This window comes from Streptomyces sp. SPB074 (assembly GCF_000154905.1).
GTDB lineage: Bacteria > Actinomycetota > Actinomycetes > Streptomycetales > Streptomycetaceae > Streptomyces.
Genome location: NZ_GG770539.1, coordinates 5,561,786 through 5,578,664, shown reverse-complemented (window position 1 = coordinate 5,578,664; position 16,879 = coordinate 5,561,786). Strand labels below are relative to the sequence as shown.

The following is a 16,879-nucleotide window of genomic DNA, read 5'->3' as shown; positions in this document are numbered from 1 at the left end:
TCCCGGCGCGGGCCCTCGTCGTACGCGGTCCTCCCGCCGGTCGCTCAGCGCCCGCGCAGTTCCCGGTACTTCGCGACGAGCGTCTTCGTCGAGGCGTCGAGCCCCGGGACCTCGGCGCCCTCGCTCAGCGCGGGCTCGATCCGCTTGGCGAGCACCTTGCCCAGCTCCACGCCCCACTGGTCGAAGGAGTCGATGTCCCACACCGCGCCCTGCACGAACACCTTGTGCTCGTAGAGCGCGATGAGCTGCCCGAGCACTGAGGGGCTCAGCTCGGGGGCGAGCACCGTCGTGGTCGGGTGGTCGCCCCGGAAGGTCTTGTGCGGGACGAGGTCGTCGGCGACGCCCTCGGCCCGTACCTCCTCGGCCGTCTTGCCGAAGGCGAGCGCCTGGGTCTGCGCGAAGAAGTTCGCCATCAGCAGGTCGTGCTGGTCCGCGAGCTGCGGTTCCAGCTCGTCCACGGGCCGCGCGAAGCCGATGAAGTCGGCCGGGATGAGCTTCGTGCCCTGGTGGATGAGCTGGTAATAGGCGTGCTGCCCGTTGGTGCCGGGGGTGCCCCAGACGACGGGGCCGGTCTGCCACGCGACGCGGCAACCCTCGCGGTCCACGGACTTGCCGTTGGACTCCATGTCGAGCTGCTGGAGGTAGGCGGTGAACTTGGAGAGGTAGTGCGAGTACGGGAGCACCGCGTGCGACTGCGCGTCGTGGAAGTTCCCGTACCAGATGCCGAGCAGGCCGAGGAGGAAGGGCGCGTTCTCCTCGATCGGGGCGGTGCGGAAGTGCTCGTCGATCCGGTGGAAGCCGTCGAGCATCTCGCGGAAGCGGTCGGGGCCGATCGCGATCATGAGCGAGAGGCCGATCGCGGAGTCGTAGGAGTAGCGCCCACCGACCCAGTCCCAGAACTCGAACATGTTGGCCGTGTCGATGCCGAAGTCCGCGACCTTCCCGGCGTTGGTCGACAGCGCGACGAAGTGCTTCGCGACGGCCTCCTGACCGGCGCCGAGCGCGTCGAGGAGCCAGGAGCGCGCGGAGGTGGCGTTGGTGATCGTCTCGATCGTCGTGAACGTCTTCGAGGCGATGATGAAGAGCGTCTCGGCGGCGTCGAGGTCGTGCACGGCCTCGTGCAGGTCGGCGCCGTCCACGTTGGAGACGAAACGGACGGTCAGCGAGCGGTCCGTGTACGGGCGCAGCACCTCGTGGGCCATCGCGGGCCCGAGGTCGGAGCCGCCGATGCCGATGTTCACGACGTTCTTGATGCGCTTGCCGGTGTGCCCGGTCCAGGCGCCGGAGCGGACCTGGCCGGCGAAGGCGGCCATCTTGTCGAGCACGGCGTGCACGGCGGGGACGACGTTCTCGCCGTCGACCTCGATGACGGCGTCGCGCGGCGCGCGCAGCGCGGTGTGGAGCACCGCGCGGTCCTCGGTCGTGTTGATCCTCTCGCCCCGGAACATGGCGTCCCGCAGCTTCTCGACGCCTGTCGCCCGCGCGAGCTGACGGAGCAGGTCGAGTGTCTCGTCCGTCACGAGGTGCTTGGAGTAGTCCAGATAGAGGTCACCGGCCGTCAGGCGGTACCGCGAGGCCCGCTCGGGATCGGCGTCGAACAGCTCCCGCAACCGCACCTCGCCGAGGGCTTCCCGGTGCTTGCCGAGAGCGTTCCACTCGGGCGTCTGGTTGAGCCTGGTCCGGCTTTCCGCGTTCATCAGGGACTTCTGCCTTCTTTCGTCCATACGTACCGCCCCGCCGGCCCCCAACCTAAACGATCAGGGGTCGCCAGAGGCGTCTTGGCCACTGCGCGATACGGGTACCCCGGCACCGCCGGTGTCCTTCTTCGTCAGCAACCGCGAGCCGTCCCCTGATTCCCCGGCCGGTCCACCCGCCACCGCCCGCACGGCCGGGAGCAGGGCGAGGACGGAGAGCACGAAGAACGCGGCGGCGAGGAAGGGCGGCGCACCCGGCCCCCACCAGCGCACGACGGCCCCGCCGAGGAGCGCGCCGAGCGGTGCCCCGGCGACGGCGCACGTCCGGAAGGCGGCGGAGACCCGGCCGAGCAGCTCCCGTCGCACGGCGCGCTGCATGAGCGTGCGCGAGCTGACGTTCCACACCATGCCGAGGCAGCCGAAGACGGCGAAGGCGGCCCCGGCGACCGGCCCGCCGGGGGCGAGGCCGAGCACGAGGAGGCACAGGATCTGCCCGGCACCCGCGAGGAACACGGCGCGGGCCTGGCCGAGGCGGCGCGCGAGCGGCGTGGCGAGGAGCCCGCCGCCGATCCCGCCGACCCCGTACGCCGTGAGGAGCAGGGCGTACCCGCCGTCGCCGAGGCGGAGGTGGCGACCGCTCACCAGGACGAGGGTCGCGACGAGCGAGGCGACGCCGACGTTGCAGAGCGTCGTGGCGGCGCAGAGCCCGCGCAGCACCCGGTCCCCGCCGAGCGTGCGCAGGCCGTCGCCGATCTCGGCGCGCAGCGTCGAGGCGGCCGGGCGGGGTGGTCGCGCGGGCAGGACGCGGCGCAGCGGGGCGACGAGCGCGGCGGCGAGGAGATAGCTCGCCGCGTCGGTGGCGAAGGGCAGCGCGGCGCCTCCGGCGAGGAGCAGGGGCGCGGCCGGGAGCCCGACGACGGTCTTGACGAGCTGCTGCCCGGTCATCAACCGGCTGTTGGCCCGGCCCAGTCGCTCCGGTGGGACGAGGGCGGGCAGGAGCGCGGTGGCGGCGTTGTCGAAGAGGGTCTCCATGCTCGTGAGCGCGAAGGCGAGGACGAGGAGCAGCCCGATCGAGGCGTGGCCCGTCGCGACGGCGAGCGCGAAGGCCGCGACGAGCGCGCCCCGTACGAGATCCACGGCGACCATCGCGCGGCGCTGGTCGACCCGGTCGGCGAGCGCCCCGCCGAGCAGCCCGAGGAGCAGCCAGGGCAGGTATCCGCAGGCGGAGACGGCCGCGATGAGCAGCGGCTCCCGCGTGAGCGTCGTGGCGAGCAGGGGCAGCGCGGCGACCCGTACGGCGTCCCCGAACGACGACACGGCCGCCGCGCCCCACAAGCGCCCGAACCCGCCCCGCCAGGCGGGCGCGCTCCCGCGCGCCTCGCCCACCACGGTCTCCCCCACCACACGACCCCCGCCCGCTTCCGGGCCGCGCGCCACGACGCGCACGGCCTCCCGTCTGCCGCAGACCGTAACGGGCCCCACTGACAATCACCCTGACCTGCGGGAACGGCGCGGATCCGGGTACGCGAGCGGCCGGGCACCCTCAGGTGCCCGGCCGTCGTCGTCCGTACCGCCCCGGGCCACCGCGCGGGGTCCGGCCGCCGGTGTCCCGCCTCAGATCTCGCCCCGCAGCTTGGCCAGCGCCTCCGCGAGGATCGCCTCGCCGTCCGCGTCGCTGCGCCGCTCGCGCACGTAGGCGAGGTGGGTCTTGTAGGGCTCGTTGCGCGGCGGGTCCGGTGGATGCTCCTGGTCCTGCCCCGCCGGGAAACCGCAGCGGGGGCAGTCCCACGTGTCGGGGACCTGCGCGTCGCTCGCGAAACTCGGCTGTGTCTCGTGCCCGTTGGCGCACCAGAAGGAGGTGCGCAGGCGCGGGGCCGACTCGCCGCGCTCGGCCTCGCCCATCGGGCCCGCCCCGACCCGGCTGCCCCGGATCGCGTTGCCACTTGCCACGGTCGTAACTCCCTGCGTGATGGTGCCGCGGGGCGCCGCGCCCGTCACCGGGCCACGCGCTCCGCCGCGGGCGCCTCGTGCACGTACGAGGTTTGTGTACGTACAAGGCCCAACGCGCACCCCCGGAAGGGAGTTACACCCACCCGGGGCGCGAGTCACCATGATAGGCCGCGTCCTTCGACGGCGTACCGGACACGTAGCGCTCGCTCCCCGGTGGGTGTACTTCGTCCCTCAGTTGTCGAACTTCATCAGCAGCCCGAGCACGACAATGCAGGCGAACCAGCACACCCCGAGCACGATGGTGATCCGGTCGAGGTTGCGCTCGGCGACCGAGGACCCGCCGACCGAGGACTGCATGCCGCCGCCGAACATGTCGGAGAGGCCACCGCCCTTGCCCTTGTGCATCAGCACGAGCAGCATCAGCAGCAGGCTGAAGACGATCAGGGCGATCTGAAACCCCAAAACCACGGCTTGACCCTACTTTCAGCGAACTTCTCGGGAGAGGTCCCCGCCGGGGCGGGGCCGTCTCCTGGCGGAGGACGGGGGCCGGTGCGCCGCGTGGACGCGGTCCGGCCCCCGTCAGGGTACTGGCGATCCGCCCCGGCGCCTACTCACCGCAGCTCACGGCCACGATCGAGCGGGCGCCGGGGCGGGGCCCTCACTGCTCGCCGAAGCGGACGATCTTGACGAACTCGTCGGTGTCGAGCGAGGCACCGCCGATGAGGGCGCCGTCGATGTCGGGGCGGGCCATGATCTCGGCGACGTTGGCCGCCTTGACCGAGCCGCCGTACTGGATGCGCACGGCGTCGGCCAGCTCCTGGTCGTACAGCTCGGCGAGCTTGCCGCGGATCGCCCCGCAGACCTCCTGCGCGTCGTCGGGACCGCAGACCTTGCCGGTGCCGATGGCCCACACGGGCTCGTAGGCGACGACGATCGTGGCGGCCTGCTCGGCGGGCAGGTCCTTGAGGGCGGCCTCGACCTGGCCGAGGGTGTGCGCGACGTGCTCCCCGGCCTCGCGGACCGCCTCCTCCTCGCCCACGCAGAGGATGGGGGTCAGGCCGTGCTTGTAGGCGGCCTTGATCTTGGCGTTGACCAGTTCGTCGGTCTCCTGGTGGTACTGCCGCCGCTCGGAGTGCCCGATGGCGACGTACGTGCACTTGAGCTTGGCGAGCATGGCACCGGAGATCTCACCGGTGTACGCACCCGAGTCGTGCGCGGAGACGTCCTGGGCGCCGTACTTGATCTTGAGCTTGTCGCCGTCGACCAGGGTCTGCACGGAGCGCAGGTCGGTGAAGGGCGCGAGGACCGCGACCTCGACGGTCTCGTAGTCCTTGTCGGAGAGGGCGAAGGCGAGCTTCTGGACGTGCGCGATGGCCTCAAGGTGGTTGAGGTTCATCTTCCAGTTGCCCGCCATCAGCGGGGTGCGGGTGGTCACGGGTGTTCAGTCCTCCAGTGCGGCGAGGCCGGGCAGGCTTGCGCCCTCAAGATATTCGAGGCTCGCGCCACCGCCGGTCGAGATGTGGCTGAAAGCGCTTTCGTCGAAGCCGAGGATACGGACGGCGGCGGCCGAGTCGCCGCCCCCGACCACGGTGAAGCCCTCGCTGTCGACGAGCGCCTGCGCGACGGCGCGGGTGCCGGCGGCGAAGTCGGGATGTTCGAAGACGCCCATGGGTCCGTTCCAGAAGACCGTCCCGGCGTCGGCGAGCCTCGCGGCGTAGAGTGCCTGGCTCCCGGCGCCGATGTCGAGGCCGATGCCGTCGGCCGGGATGGCGTCGGCGGCGACGGTCTCGTGCGCGGTGGGTGCCTTCGCCTTGAGGTCGGGGAAGGAGCGCGAGACGACGACGTCGGTCGGGAGCACGAACTCGACGCCCTTCTCGGCGGCGCGCCTCAGGTACTCCTGGACGACGGGGATCTGGTCCTCCTGGAGGAGCGAGGCCCCGACCTCGTGGCCCTTGGCGGCGAGGAAGGTGAAGACCATGCCGCCACCGACGAGGATGCGGTCGGCGCGCTCCAGGAGGTGGTCGATGACACCGAGCTTGTCGGAGACCTTCGCGCCGCCGAGCACGACGGCGTAGGGCCGCCGGACGTCCTCGGTGAGCTTGTGGAGCACGCCGACCTCGGTGGTGATGAGGTAACCGGCGTAGTGCGGCAGGAGCTTCGGCAGGTCGAAGACCGAGGCGTGCTTGCGGTGCACGGCACCGAAGCCGTCGCCGACGTAGACGTCCGCGAGGTGCGAGAGGCGCTCGGCGAAGTCGCCGCGCTCGGCCTCGTCCTTGCTCGTCTCGCCCGGATTGAAGCGCAGGTTCTCGATGACGGCGAGCTGACCGGGCTCCAGGCCGTCAACGGCCTCGTGCGCGGCGGGGCCCACGGTGTCCTGGGCGAAGGCGACGGGGCGGCCCAGGAGTTCGCCGATCCGCTCGGCGGCGGGCAGCAGCGAGAAGGCGGGGTCCGGCGCGCCCTTGGGGCGGCCGAGGTGCGAGGCGACGACGACCTTGGCGCCGGCCTCGGCAAGCGCGGTGAGGGTCGGCAGCACGGCGCGGATGCGGCCGTCGTCGGTGATGACGCCGTCCGCGAGGGGCACGTTGAGGTCGGCGCGGACGAAGACCCGCTTGCCGGACACTCCCTGCGAGATGAGTTCGTCGATCGTCTTCATGGGACTTGCAGACTCCTTGGCTGACTGACGGTGGCGAAGGGCGCCCCGGCGGCGGTGACGGTGGCGGGCGGGGCGGCGGGGCCGGCCGCGAGAGGCAGCGTAGGGCGCCGCCGCGCGCGCCGTGCCGCCCGGTCCCCCGGACGGGCGACGCCCGGCGCCTTTCCGCGCCGCAGGGGTGCGGGGCGGCCGCGCGGGCTGACGGGTGCGGCGCGTCGTTGCGCCACGGGTCCCGCGTCGCTCGGGGCGGGGTCGCGCGGGTACGGAAGCGGGGTCGCCTCGGGGGCGAGGGCTCTCGGGGCGGGGGCGAGGGTTCTCGCTCCGGTACGCGTCAGGGGCGACGGCACGGCGCGGGCCGGGCCCGGTGCCCTCGCGGCACGTACATGGTGACTGACGCCGCCGCGCGGACGGGGCGGCTCCGGCCCGTACGCGGGAGGCGGTGCCGGGGCCCCGCACGGGGACAGGGTCCGGGCCGCGCGTCGCGCCGCCCGGACCCTGTCCGCGTCGTGGTGCCTCAGCGGCCCGCGATCAGTGCTGTTCCCCGGCTCAGAGCTTCTCGCCGACGAAGGCCGTGAGGTCCACGAGGCGGTTCGAGTAGCCCCACTCGTTGTCGTACCAGCCGATGATCTTCACCTGGTTGCCCTCGGCCATGGTCAGCTCCGAGTCGAAGGTGCAGGAGGCCGGGGTGCCGACGATGTCCGAGGAGACGATCGGGTCGGCGGTGTAGACGAGGCGGCCGGCGAGCGGGCCCTCCTGGGCGGCCTTCTCGAACGCGGCGTTGACCTCGTCCTTGGTGACCTCGCGGTCGAGCGTCACGACGAGGTCGGTGACCGAGCCGACCGGGACCGGCACGCGCATCGCGATGCCGTCGAGCTTGCCCTTGAGCTGCGGGAGGACCAGCGCGGTGGCCTTGGCGGCGCCCGTCGTGGTCGGGATGATGTTCTCGGCGGCGGCGCGGGCGCGACGCAGGTCCTTGTGCGGGAAGTCAAGGATGCGCTGGTCGTTGGTGTAGGCGTGGACCGTCGTCATCAGGCCCTTCTTGATGCCGAAGTTCTCGTCGAGAACCTTCGCCATCGGCGCCACGCAGTTGGTGGTGCAGGAGGCGTTCGAGATGACGTGGTGCTGCGCCGGGTCGTACTTGGCCTCGTTGACGCCCATCACGATCGTGATGTCCTCGTCCTTGGCCGGAGCCGAGATCAGGACCTTCTTGGCGCCGCCCGCGATGTGCTTCTCGGCGTCCGCCTTCTTCGTGAAGATGCCGGTCGACTCGATGACGATGTCGACGCCCAGCTCGCCCCACGGGATGTCCTGCGGGTTGCGCTCGGAGAGCACCTTGATGGTGCGCGCACCCACGGTGATGGTGTCGGCGGTGTGCGAGACCTCTTCGCCCAGGGTGCCGAGCATCGTGTCGTACTTGAGCAGGTGGGCGGTGGTCGCGGTGTCACCGAGGTCGTTGACAGCCACGACCTCGATGTCCGCACCCTGCGCGAGCAGCGCGCGGAAGTAGTTGCGCCCGATGCGGCCGAAGCCGTTGATGCCTACGCGGATCGTCACGAACCGATCTCCTCGTTGGTACGCCGGTTTTCGACGCCGGCGAGTTGTATGGGATGTCCCCGACCGCCTCTGACCCTACCTCGCGTGGGCCTGCCGGGTGACATTGAGCGGGGCTTGGGGAGCGGGACCCTTTCTACCCGCCGGTAACAGCGCCCTCCGCTACCACTTCCCGGCTTTCTCCGCCACCCCGGGAACACCACCGGAACACCCCGGGGACAAGCACCCGAAGGAAGTGGAACCCCTAATTCCCCTCCCGCTCCCACCCGTCCCGACCTGCGCCGATGCCAGCCGCGCGACAGCCAGGAACGCAACGGTGACCGAATTCCGAACATCCTGCGCTCACCCGGCCCGCTTCCCGCTCATTCGTGCGCACAAAGGAGCGCGGGCGATACGGAAATGAGCAGCGAGCGCCTTCTGGAATGCCTTTCGCGCCCGCCCCGCGAATTCCCTCGCGGAGCGAGCGGGGGATCAGCCGGACGGATTACCGGCAACCGGTCCGTTTTAGCGCGGGACACCGCATTGCCGCGCCGGTCGGCAGCGGCTACGGTCATCGGCGGCATCGCGTGCCGGTCACCGCCCGGGTGAGGCATGGAGGTGCCGGGAGTCGCCCTCGGAGGCACCCCTTGCCCATCACCCTCGACCACACGATCGTCCACGCCAGGGACAACCGCGAGTCGGCGGAGTTCTCCGCCGGCCTGCTCGGCCTGGAGATCACCGCCGAGTGGGGCCCGTTCATCGCCGTCGCGCTGAGCAACGGCGTCACCCTGGACTTCGCCACGATCCCGGCGGAACACATCGCTCCGCAGCACTACGCCTTCCTCGTCTCCGAGGAGGAGTTCACAGCGGCGTACGCCCGGATCGAGCGGCGCGGCATCGAGCACTACGCCGACCCGCACCGCCGGCAGCCCGGCACGATCAACCACAACGACGGCGGCCGAGGCGTCTACTTCACCGACCCCTCCGGCCACTACCTGGAACTGATCACCGTCCCCTACGGCGGCACCCCGGCCTGACAGCCCGCGTCCTCTGCGGGGACCGCCGGGGGGCGGGTGGAGGACGGCCTCCCGGGGGCGGGAAGGCGACGGCCTCCCGGAGCGGAACTCTGGGAGCCGCGGGCGTCGGTCTCCGTGTTTCGGGACGACTCGCCCGCCGCCCCGGCGCTCCCGTACGTCAGGCCCCAGGGGGTGGCCGGGGCGAGCGACGCGGAATCCGCGGTCGTGAGGCACGCGGCGGGCGGTGCATACGCGCAGGGGCGGCGGCGTGCGGTCCGCGCACGACGACCACAGCCCTCCGCCCCCGAAGTTGTGACCCGTCACCGATCCTCAGCTGAGCAACCAGGGCGGCCCAGCCGCCACCTCGCAGCGCACGCGGTCGGCCCGGCCGACACCGGAAACTGCCAGGCGAACGTCCCCTCTGTACAACGGCCGCCGTGGGCCATCCGGAAGACATCCTCCTCCACGACGGGGGCGACCCGACCCGCAATCCCCGCACTCCGGCCACCTCGCACCTCCGGCCCTACGCGGTGACTGGAGCGAGCCAGGCGGGAATCGCGCGTGCGATGAACACAGCGGGCACCGCACACGCACAAGCGACGGCGGCTTCAGCGTGCGGACCACGCACGACGACTACAGCACCAGGCCACGGAAGTTGCCACCCGTCATAGGCGGGAGCCACCACGATCCGCAACCCAGCGACCCGAGCCGCCCAGCCCCCGTCTCACACCGCACGCGGTCAGCCGCGCCACCGCCGGAGACTGCCAGGCAAACGTCCCCACCGCACAACTGCAACCGTGAAGCCCGGCCACCCCGTAAGGCATCGCCCTCCACAACTACGAAACGCCCAACCTGGAAACCCCGCACTCCGGCCACTCCACTCCCCCAGGGCGAGCGATACGGAACCCGCACGTGCGATGAACACGGCAGGCCCCGCACACGCGCAGGGGTGGCATTCGGACCACGCACGACGACCACGGCGCCCCGCCCCGGGAGTTGCCACCCACGACAGGCGCGGGCCACCCCGCTCCCCCGCCCTCCGCGATGACCGGGGCGAGCGGCGCGGGACCCGCGCGTGCGATGGACACTGCGGGGCCCGCACACCCTCAAGGGACGGCGGCATCGTGCAGACCGCGCACGACGACCAGGGCGACGAGCCACGGAGGTTGCCGCCCGTGACAGGCCCCCCGCCCAACGCGGCGACCACGGCGGGCGATGCCGGGATCGCGCGTGCGCTGAACACGGCGAGCCGCCGTACGCGCCGGAATCCCGGAGGCAGGCGAACCGGCCCCGGGATGACGGCTACAGCGCTCGGCCGTCGGCGTCTCCTGGGGTCGCGTGGCCCGACCGGCTGACTCCCCGTCCTCCACGGCTCCGTGAGCACCCGTCGCCGCGACAAGCAGCGCGCAGCTTTCAGGCGCGGCGGCCCGTCGCGAGCGCGCCGGTCCCGTAGAAGCGGCAGGCACCCCAGAAGCGGCGGCCCGAGCCCGGGCACCATGGCGCCGACACCTGAGGGAAGGTCAACCGGTTACCCGGGGGCCCGGCCGGGTGACGGCACGTCGGGGTGTCAAGGCTTCGACAGAGCGCCGCGCGTGAGGGCGCGTCGGCTCAGCCCGCCATGCTGTCGGCCAGTTCCTCCGTCAGGGACGATTCCGTGCCGGGGATGCCGAGGTCGCTGGCGCGCTTGTCCGCCATCGCGAGGAGGCGGCGGATGCGGCCGGCGACGGCGTCCTTCGTGAGCGGCGGGTCCGCGAGCGCGCCCAGCTCTTCGAGGCTCGCCTGCTTGTGCTCCATGCGCAGCCGGCCGGCCGCCGCGAGGTGCTCGGGCACCTCCTCGCCGAGGATCTCCAGGGCCCGGCCGACCCGGGCCCCGGCGGCGACCGCCGCACGGGCGGAGCGGCGCAGGTTGGCGTCGTCGAAGTTGGCGAGCCGGTTCGCCGTGGCGCGCACCTCGCGGCGCAGCCTGCGTTCCTCCCAGGCCAGCACCGACTCGTGCGCCCCCAGCCGGGTGAGCAGCGCGCCGATCGCGTCGCCGTCCCGTACGACGACCTTGTCCGAGCCCCGCACCTCGCGCGCCTTCGCCGCGATCTGGAGCCGCCGCGCGGAGCCGACGAGCGCGAGCGCCGCCTCGGGACCGGGGCAGGTGACCTCCAGCGAGGACGAACGGCCCGGCTCCGTGAGCGAACCGCGCGCGAGGAAGGCCCCCCGCCACGCGGCCTCGGCATCGCAGGTGGCACCCGAGACGACCTGCGGGGGCAGGCCCCGGATGGGGCGCCCCCTGCCGTCCACGAGACCAGTCTGCCGCGCGAGCTGATCGCCCCCGCTGACCACCCGGACGACGTAGCGCGAACTGCGCCGCAGTCCGGACGGTGCCATCACCACGAGATCGGAGGCGTGCCCGAAGATCTCCAGGATGTCCTTGCGCAGCCGCCGGGCCGCGATGCCCGTGTCCAGCTCCGCCTCGATCACGATGCGCCCGCTCACCAGGTGCAGCCCGCCGGCGAAGCGCAGAACCGCCGAGACCTCCGCCTTGCGGCAGCAGGTCCGGGTCACGGGCAGTCGCGAGATTTCATCCTTGACCGCCGCCGTCATCGCCATGGGCCGATCCTTCCATGCATCCGAAAAATACGGTCGTACGCGGCTGCCAGCAGCTCCGGGTCATGCCGCGGAACGCCGTCGGGCCGGGCGACCGGGGCCAGCTCCACCGTTGCGTCGAACCGCTCTGCGGCCTCGACGAGCGAGGCGCGGTCAGGTACGGCTGCCTCGTCGGCCAGCACCACGTCGAAGGCGAGTTTAGGTGCGTGTCGGGCCAAAACCTCCAAATGACGCTGCGGGGAGAAGCCCTCGGTTTCTCCCGGTTGCGGAACGAGGTTGAGCGAAAGCACCCGTCTGGCCCTGGTCCGGGTGAGCGCTTCGAGCAGTTCCGGCACGAGCAGGTGCGGGATCACGGAGGAGAACCAGGACCCGGGGCCGACCACGACCCAGTCCGCGTCGAGCACCGCGTCCACCGCCTCGGGCACGGCGGGCGGGTCGGCGGGGACGACGTGCACGGACTGCACCTCGCCGGGTGTGAGCGCCACCGTCGCCTGGCCGCGCACGAGCTGGACCTCCTCGGCCAGCGCCGGGTCGTGTCCCCGTACCAGGGCCTGGAGTTCGAGCGGTACGGCGGACATGGGGAGCACCCGGCCGTGGGCGCCGAGGAGTGTGCCGACGAGGTCCAGCGCGGCGACGTGGTCGCCGAGTTGTTCCCACAGCGCGACGATGAGGAGATTGCCGACCGCGTGACCGTGCAGCTCGCCCCGGCTCGCGAAGCGGTGCTGGATCACCCGGGACCAGGTCTGGCCCCAGTCGTCGTCCCCACAGAGCGCCGCGAGCGCCTTGCGCAGGTCGCCGGGGGGCAGGACGTCCAGCTCCTCGCGCAGCCGCCCGCTGGAGCCACCGTCGTCGGCGACCGTGACGACCGCGGTCAGTTCGCCCGTGATGCGGCGCAGCGCGGCGAGTGAGGCGGAGAGCCCCATGCCGCCGCCGAGCGCGACCACCTTCGGCTGGGTGCCGCGGCGCCGGGGCCGCGGCGCGGGGCCCGCGTCCTGGCGGCGCAGGCGGCGGACGCGGCGGGGGCGTGCGCTCATTCGCGGCCCATGTCCCGGTGGACGACCACGGTCTCCACCCCTTCCGAGACGAGTCGCGCGGCGAGCTTCTCCGCCATCGCGACGGAACGGTGCTTGCCGCCCGTACAGCCCACCGCGATGGTCACGTACCGCTTGCCCTCGCGCCGGTAGCCGGCGGCGACGAGCTGGAGCAACTCGGTGTAGCGGTCGAGGAATTCCTTGGCGCCGGGCTGGCTGAGGACGTAGTTGGAGACCTCCTCGCTGAGTCCGGTGAACGGGCGCAGCTCGGGGACCCAGTGCGGGTTGGGCAGGAAGCGCATGTCCACGACGAGGTCGGCGTCGACGGGAAGCCCGTACTTGAAGCCGAAGGACATGACCGTGGCCCGCAGTTCGGGCTCCTCCTCGCCGGCGAACTGGGCGTCCATCTTCGCGCGTAGCTCGTGGACGTTGAGGCTGGAGGTGTCGATCACGAGGTCGGCGTCGCCGCGCAGTTCGCGCAGCAGGTCGCGCTCGGCGGCGATGCCGTCCACGATGCGGCCGTCGCCCTGGAGCGGGTGGGGGCGGCGCACCGACTCGAACCGGCGCACGAGGGCGTCGTCGGAGGACTCCAGGAAGACGATCCGCCGTGTGACGTGCTTGCCCTCCAGGTCGGCGAGCGATTCGCGGAGGTTGTCGAAGAAGCGCCGGCCCCGGACGTCCACGACGACGGCGATCCGGGCGACGTTCCCCTGGGAACGGGCGCCGAGTTCGACCATGGTGGGGATGAGCGCGGGCGGCAGGTTGTCCACGACGAACCAGCCGAGGTCCTCCAGGCACTTCGCGGCCGTGCTGCGGCCCGCTCCGGACATGCCGGAGATGATCACCAGCTCGGGGATCGGGGTCTCCGCCGTCTGCCCCGGTTCACTGCTCGTGGCCGTGCTCACCTGTCGCGCTCCGTCCCGTTCTTCGTGCTGCATCTGTTCTGCCACCGTCCGTCGTACGGCCGTCGTCGTCCGCGTCCTCCCGCCGCTCGTCGGCGGGGGACGGGGAGTCCCCCTGCGCGCCGTGCGGGTGTCCGCCCTGGTCAGAGGCGGGGTGCGGGTGGTTCTTCGCCCCGGTCGCGGACCTGCCGCCGGGGGCGGGGCCATGGCCGGGAGCGGCTTCGTCCCGGTCCGCGAGGGCGTCGGGACTCGTGGAGACGCCCTCGTCCCCGGGTCCTCCCGGAGGAGTTCCGTACTCCATCGTCCTCGCCGAAGCCTGCCACGTCGAATGCCCCGGCGTCCCCCGCGACGCGAAGCCGCTTCCAGGAGCGGCCGCAGGCGCCTTCCCGGCGTCGCGGTCACTGTGCGTCGCGTTTTCTTCACCCTGTGCGGCGGGAGCCTGTTCCGCCGTGCCGGGATCGGGCTGCGCGTCCTCGGGCTCCGGCTGTTCCCCGGCCGAGTCGCCGTCCGGGGCGCCGTCCGGGGCGCCGTCCGGGGCGCCGTCCGGGGCGCCGTCGTCGAGGATCTCGCCGGTCGTCATGTTGACGGCGGGGGCGCCCGGCTCGCTGCGGGCGAAGGTGGCGAGGATCGTCTCGGCGGTCTTGCGGCCTATGCCGGGGACTTCGCAGATCTGCTCGATCGTCGCGGCGCGGAGCTTCTTCACCGAGCCGAAGTGCTTGAGCAGCGCCTGCTTCCGGGACTGGCCGAGCCCGGGCACCTCGTCCAGCGGACCGGCCCGGAAGCGCTTGGCGCGCTTGCTGCGCTGATAGGTGATGGCGAAGCGGTGCGCCTCGTCGCGGACGCGCTGGAGGAGGTAGAGGCCCTCGCTGCTGCGCGGGAGGACGACGGGGTCCTCCTCGCCGGGGACCCAGACCTCCTCCAGGCGCTTGGCGAGCCCGCAGACCGCGACGTCGTCGATGCCGAGTTCGTCCAGGGCCCGCCGCGCGGCGGCGACCTGCGGCTGCCCGCCGTCCACGACGAGGAGCTGCGGCGGGTAGGCGAAGCGCTTGGGGCGCCCGTCCTCGTCCAGGCCGCCGGACTCCACCGGGCCGTCCAGCTCCTCCTCCGTCCACTCCCCCGTCTTCTCGCGCTCGGCCAGGTACCTGCGGAAGCGGCGGGTGATGACCTCGTGCATGGACCGCACGTCGTCCTGGCCCTCGAAGCCCTTGATCTGGAAGCGCCGGTACTCGCTCTTGCGGGCGAGCCCGTCCTCGAAGACGACCATCGAGGCCACCACGTCGTCCCCCTGGAGGTGGGAGATGTCGTAGCACTCGATGCGCAGCGGCACCCCGTCGAGATCGAGCGCGGCGGCGATCTCCTCCAGGGCGCGCGAGCGGGTCGTGAGGTCGGAGGCGCGCTTCGTCTTGTGCAGGACGAGGGACTGCTGCGCGTTGCGTTCCACCGTCTCCATGAGCGCGCGCTTGTCGCCGCGCTGCGGGACCCGCAGCGAGACCTGCGCCCCGCGCCGCTCGCTCAGCCACTCCTGGACCGGCCGCACGGGCTCGGGCAGCGCGGGGACCAGGACCTCCTTCGGCACGGAGTCGCCGCGCTCCTCGCCGTAGAGCTGCTGGAGCGCGTGCTCGACCAGGTCGCCGGTGGTGACCGCCTCGACCTTGTCGGTGACCCAGCCGCGCTGCCCGCGCACGCGCCCGCCGCGCACGTGGAAGATCTGCACGGCCGCCTCCAGCTCGTCCTCGGCGAGGGCGATGAGGTCGGCGTCGGTGGCGTCGGCGAGGACGACGGCGCTCTTCTCCATGGCGCGGGTGAGGGCGCCGACGTCGTCGCGGAGCCGCGCGGCGCGCTCGTACTCCATGTCCTCGGCGGCCTCGGTCATGCGCTCTTCGAGGCGGCGCAGGTAGTGGCCGGTGTGGCCGGCCATGAAGTGGCAGAAGTCCTCGGCGAGATCGCGGTGGTCCTCGGGCGAGATGCGGCCCACGCAGGGGGCCGAGCACTTGTCGATGTAGCCGAGGAGGCAGGGGCGGCCGGTGCGGGCGGCGTTCTTGAACACCCCGGAGGAGCAGGTGCGCACGGGGAAGACGCGCAGCAGCAGGTCGACGGTGTCCCGGATGGCCCAGGCGTGCCCGTAGGGGCCGAAGTAGCGCACGCCCTTGCGTTTGGCGCCGCGCATGACCTGCGCGCGGGGGAATTCCTCGTTCATCGTGACGGCGAGGTAGGGGTAGCTCTTGTCGTCGCGGTACTTGACGTTGAACCGGGGGTCGTACTCCTTGATCCAGGAGTACTCCAGCTGGAGCGCCTCGACCTCCGTGGAGACGACCGTCCACTCCACCGAGGCCGCGGTCGTGACCATCGTGCGGGTGCGCGGGTGGAGGTTCGCCAGGTCCTGGAAGTAGTTGGCCAGGCGTTGGCGCAGGCTTTTGGCCTTCCCGACGTAGATCACCCTGCGGTGCTCGTCGCGGAATCGGTAGACGCCCGGCGAGTCCGGGATCTGTCCCGGTGCGGGTCGGTAGCTGGACGGATCGGCCATGTCACACACCCTACTTGCGCCCTGGGACAGTCCGGGTGGCTCCGGGTCGGCCTGTGGAGAACCCGGGTTGATCATCGGACGAGTCACCTGGTGCTGTGGAAAACTCGGTGCGGCCCGTTCGCACCTCCCTCCCGGCACCGTGCCGGGCGAAAGGACTGCCCGTGTTCCTCGTCGCTGGAGAGGCCCTGATCGATCTCGTGCCGCGCCCCTCGGGGCCCGCCGAGGAGGGGCCGCTGGCTCCCCTGGTGCCCTGTCCCGGCGGTGGCCCGTACAACACCGCCGTCGCGCTCGGCAGACTCGGTGACGAGGTCGCCTTCTGCTCGCGCCTGTCGACCGACGGTTTCGGCTCGGCGCTGCTCGAAGGGCTGCGCACGGCCGGTGTCGGCACCGCTTCCGTGCAGCGCGGCCCCGAACCCACGACGCTCGCGGTGGCGACGCTCACCGCGGAGGGCTCGGCCGGTTACTCCTTCTACGCGCAGGGCACGGCGGACCGGCTGTTCCGCGTGCCGGAGACGCTGCCCGAGGGGGTGCGGGCGATCAGCTTCGGGACCTGCTCGCTCGTCCTGGAGCCGGGCGCGAGCGCGTACGAGGAGTTGCTGCGGCGGCAGTCGCGCGCGGGTGTCTTCACGCTGCTCGACCCGAACATCCGGGCGGGGCTCATCCCGGACCCCGACGCTTACCGGGCCCGCTTCCGCGCCTGGCTCCCGTACGTCGATCTCCTCAAGCTCTCCGAAGAGGACGCGGCGTGGCTCGGGGACGACGTGGCGGGGTGGGCCACGGCGGGTCCGGCCGCCGTCGTGGTGACGCGGGGCGGGGAGGGGCTGCACGTCACCACCCGTAAGGGTGAGACGTTCTCGGTGCCGGGGGTGCCGGTCGAGGTCGTGGACACGATCGGCGCGGGCGACACGGTGAACGCGGCACTGCTGCACCGTCTCGGCACGCTCGGCGCGCTGCGCGGGGACGCGGTGGCGGCGCTCGGCGAGGAGG

General features: G+C 72.2%; 13 protein-coding genes. 2 read left to right on the top strand and 11 right to left on the bottom strand.

Annotated features, from left to right (window positions below; all coding sequences use genetic code 11):
* Positions 1-44: 44 nt before the first annotated feature.
* From pgi to gap, 7 genes are all read right to left on the bottom strand, one after another.
* The gene (pgi, locus tag SSBG_RS23590) at positions 45-1,697 is read right to left on the bottom strand and encodes a glucose-6-phosphate isomerase (protein WP_037870485.1); all 1,653 of its coding nucleotides are present in this window, start codon (positions 1,695-1,697) and stop codon (positions 45-47) included.
* Between the two features lie 60 nt (positions 1,698-1,757).
* Positions 1,758-3,095: an MFS transporter gene (locus SSBG_RS23585; protein WP_234010775.1), complete on the bottom strand. Its 1,338-nt coding sequence runs from the start codon at positions 3,093-3,095 to the stop codon at positions 1,758-1,760.
* A 213-nt stretch (positions 3,096-3,308) separates the two neighbouring features.
* Positions 3,309-3,644, bottom strand: a complete 336-nt coding sequence (locus SSBG_RS23580) for an RNA polymerase-binding protein RbpA (RefSeq protein WP_008748577.1) — start codon at positions 3,642-3,644, stop codon at positions 3,309-3,311.
* Between the two features lie 231 nt (positions 3,645-3,875).
* Positions 3,876-4,112 carry a preprotein translocase subunit SecG gene (secG, locus tag SSBG_RS23575; protein ID WP_008748576.1) on the bottom strand — a complete coding sequence of 79 codons (237 nt, stop codon included), beginning with the start codon at positions 4,110-4,112 and terminating at the stop codon, positions 3,876-3,878.
* Positions 4,113-4,302: 190 nt separating this feature from the next.
* Positions 4,303-5,079, bottom strand: coding sequence for a triose-phosphate isomerase (tpiA, locus tag SSBG_RS23570; RefSeq protein ID WP_008748575.1), 777 nt, complete (start codon positions 5,077-5,079; stop codon positions 4,303-4,305).
* A gap of 6 nt (positions 5,080-5,085) precedes the next feature.
* Positions 5,086-6,297 (bottom strand): phosphoglycerate kinase, encoded by a 1,212-nt coding sequence (locus SSBG_RS23565; protein WP_037870484.1) that lies wholly within the window; start codon positions 6,295-6,297, stop codon positions 5,086-5,088.
* A gap of 543 nt (positions 6,298-6,840) precedes the next feature.
* The gene (gene gap, locus SSBG_RS23560; RefSeq protein WP_008748573.1) at positions 6,841-7,848 is read right to left on the bottom strand and encodes a type I glyceraldehyde-3-phosphate dehydrogenase; all 1,008 of its coding nucleotides are present in this window, start codon (positions 7,846-7,848) and stop codon (positions 6,841-6,843) included.
* Positions 7,849-8,471: 623 nt separating this feature from the next.
* On the opposite strand from gap, the gene SSBG_RS23555 reads away from it, so the two are divergent.
* The gene (locus tag SSBG_RS23555; protein WP_008748572.1) at positions 8,472-8,861 is read left to right on the top strand and encodes a VOC family protein; all 390 of its coding nucleotides are present in this window, start codon (positions 8,472-8,474) and stop codon (positions 8,859-8,861) included.
* Positions 8,862-10,448: 1,587 nt separating this feature from the next.
* On the opposite strand, the gene whiA is transcribed toward SSBG_RS23555, so the two are convergent.
* The 4 genes from whiA to uvrC are packed head-to-tail and all read right to left on the bottom strand — an operon-like array spanning position 10,449 to position 15,892.
* Positions 10,449-11,438 carry a DNA-binding protein WhiA gene (gene whiA / locus SSBG_RS23550; protein WP_008748571.1) on the bottom strand — a complete coding sequence of 330 codons (990 nt, stop codon included), beginning with the start codon at positions 11,436-11,438 and terminating at the stop codon, positions 10,449-10,451.
* Positions 11,429-12,469: a gluconeogenesis factor YvcK family protein gene (locus SSBG_RS23545; RefSeq protein WP_008748570.1), complete on the bottom strand. Its 1,041-nt coding sequence runs from the start codon at positions 12,467-12,469 to the stop codon at positions 11,429-11,431. The genes whiA and SSBG_RS23545 overlap by 10 nt, the downstream gene beginning before the upstream one ends.
* Positions 12,466-13,404 (bottom strand): RNase adapter RapZ, encoded by a 939-nt coding sequence (gene rapZ, locus SSBG_RS23540; protein ID WP_037870481.1) that lies wholly within the window; start codon positions 13,402-13,404, stop codon positions 12,466-12,468. Before rapZ ends, SSBG_RS23545 begins: the two co-directional genes overlap by 4 nt.
* Positions 13,349-15,892, bottom strand: coding sequence for an excinuclease ABC subunit UvrC (gene uvrC / locus SSBG_RS23535; protein ID WP_078491396.1), 2,544 nt, complete (start codon positions 15,890-15,892; stop codon positions 13,349-13,351). Before uvrC ends, rapZ begins: the two co-directional genes overlap by 56 nt.
* Before the next feature lie 161 nt (positions 15,893-16,053).
* Between uvrC and SSBG_RS23530 the strand changes: the two genes are divergently transcribed.
* Positions 16,054-16,879: carbohydrate kinase family protein (locus tag SSBG_RS23530; RefSeq protein ID WP_037870479.1), on the top strand; the 826-nt coding region annotated here is incomplete at its 3' end.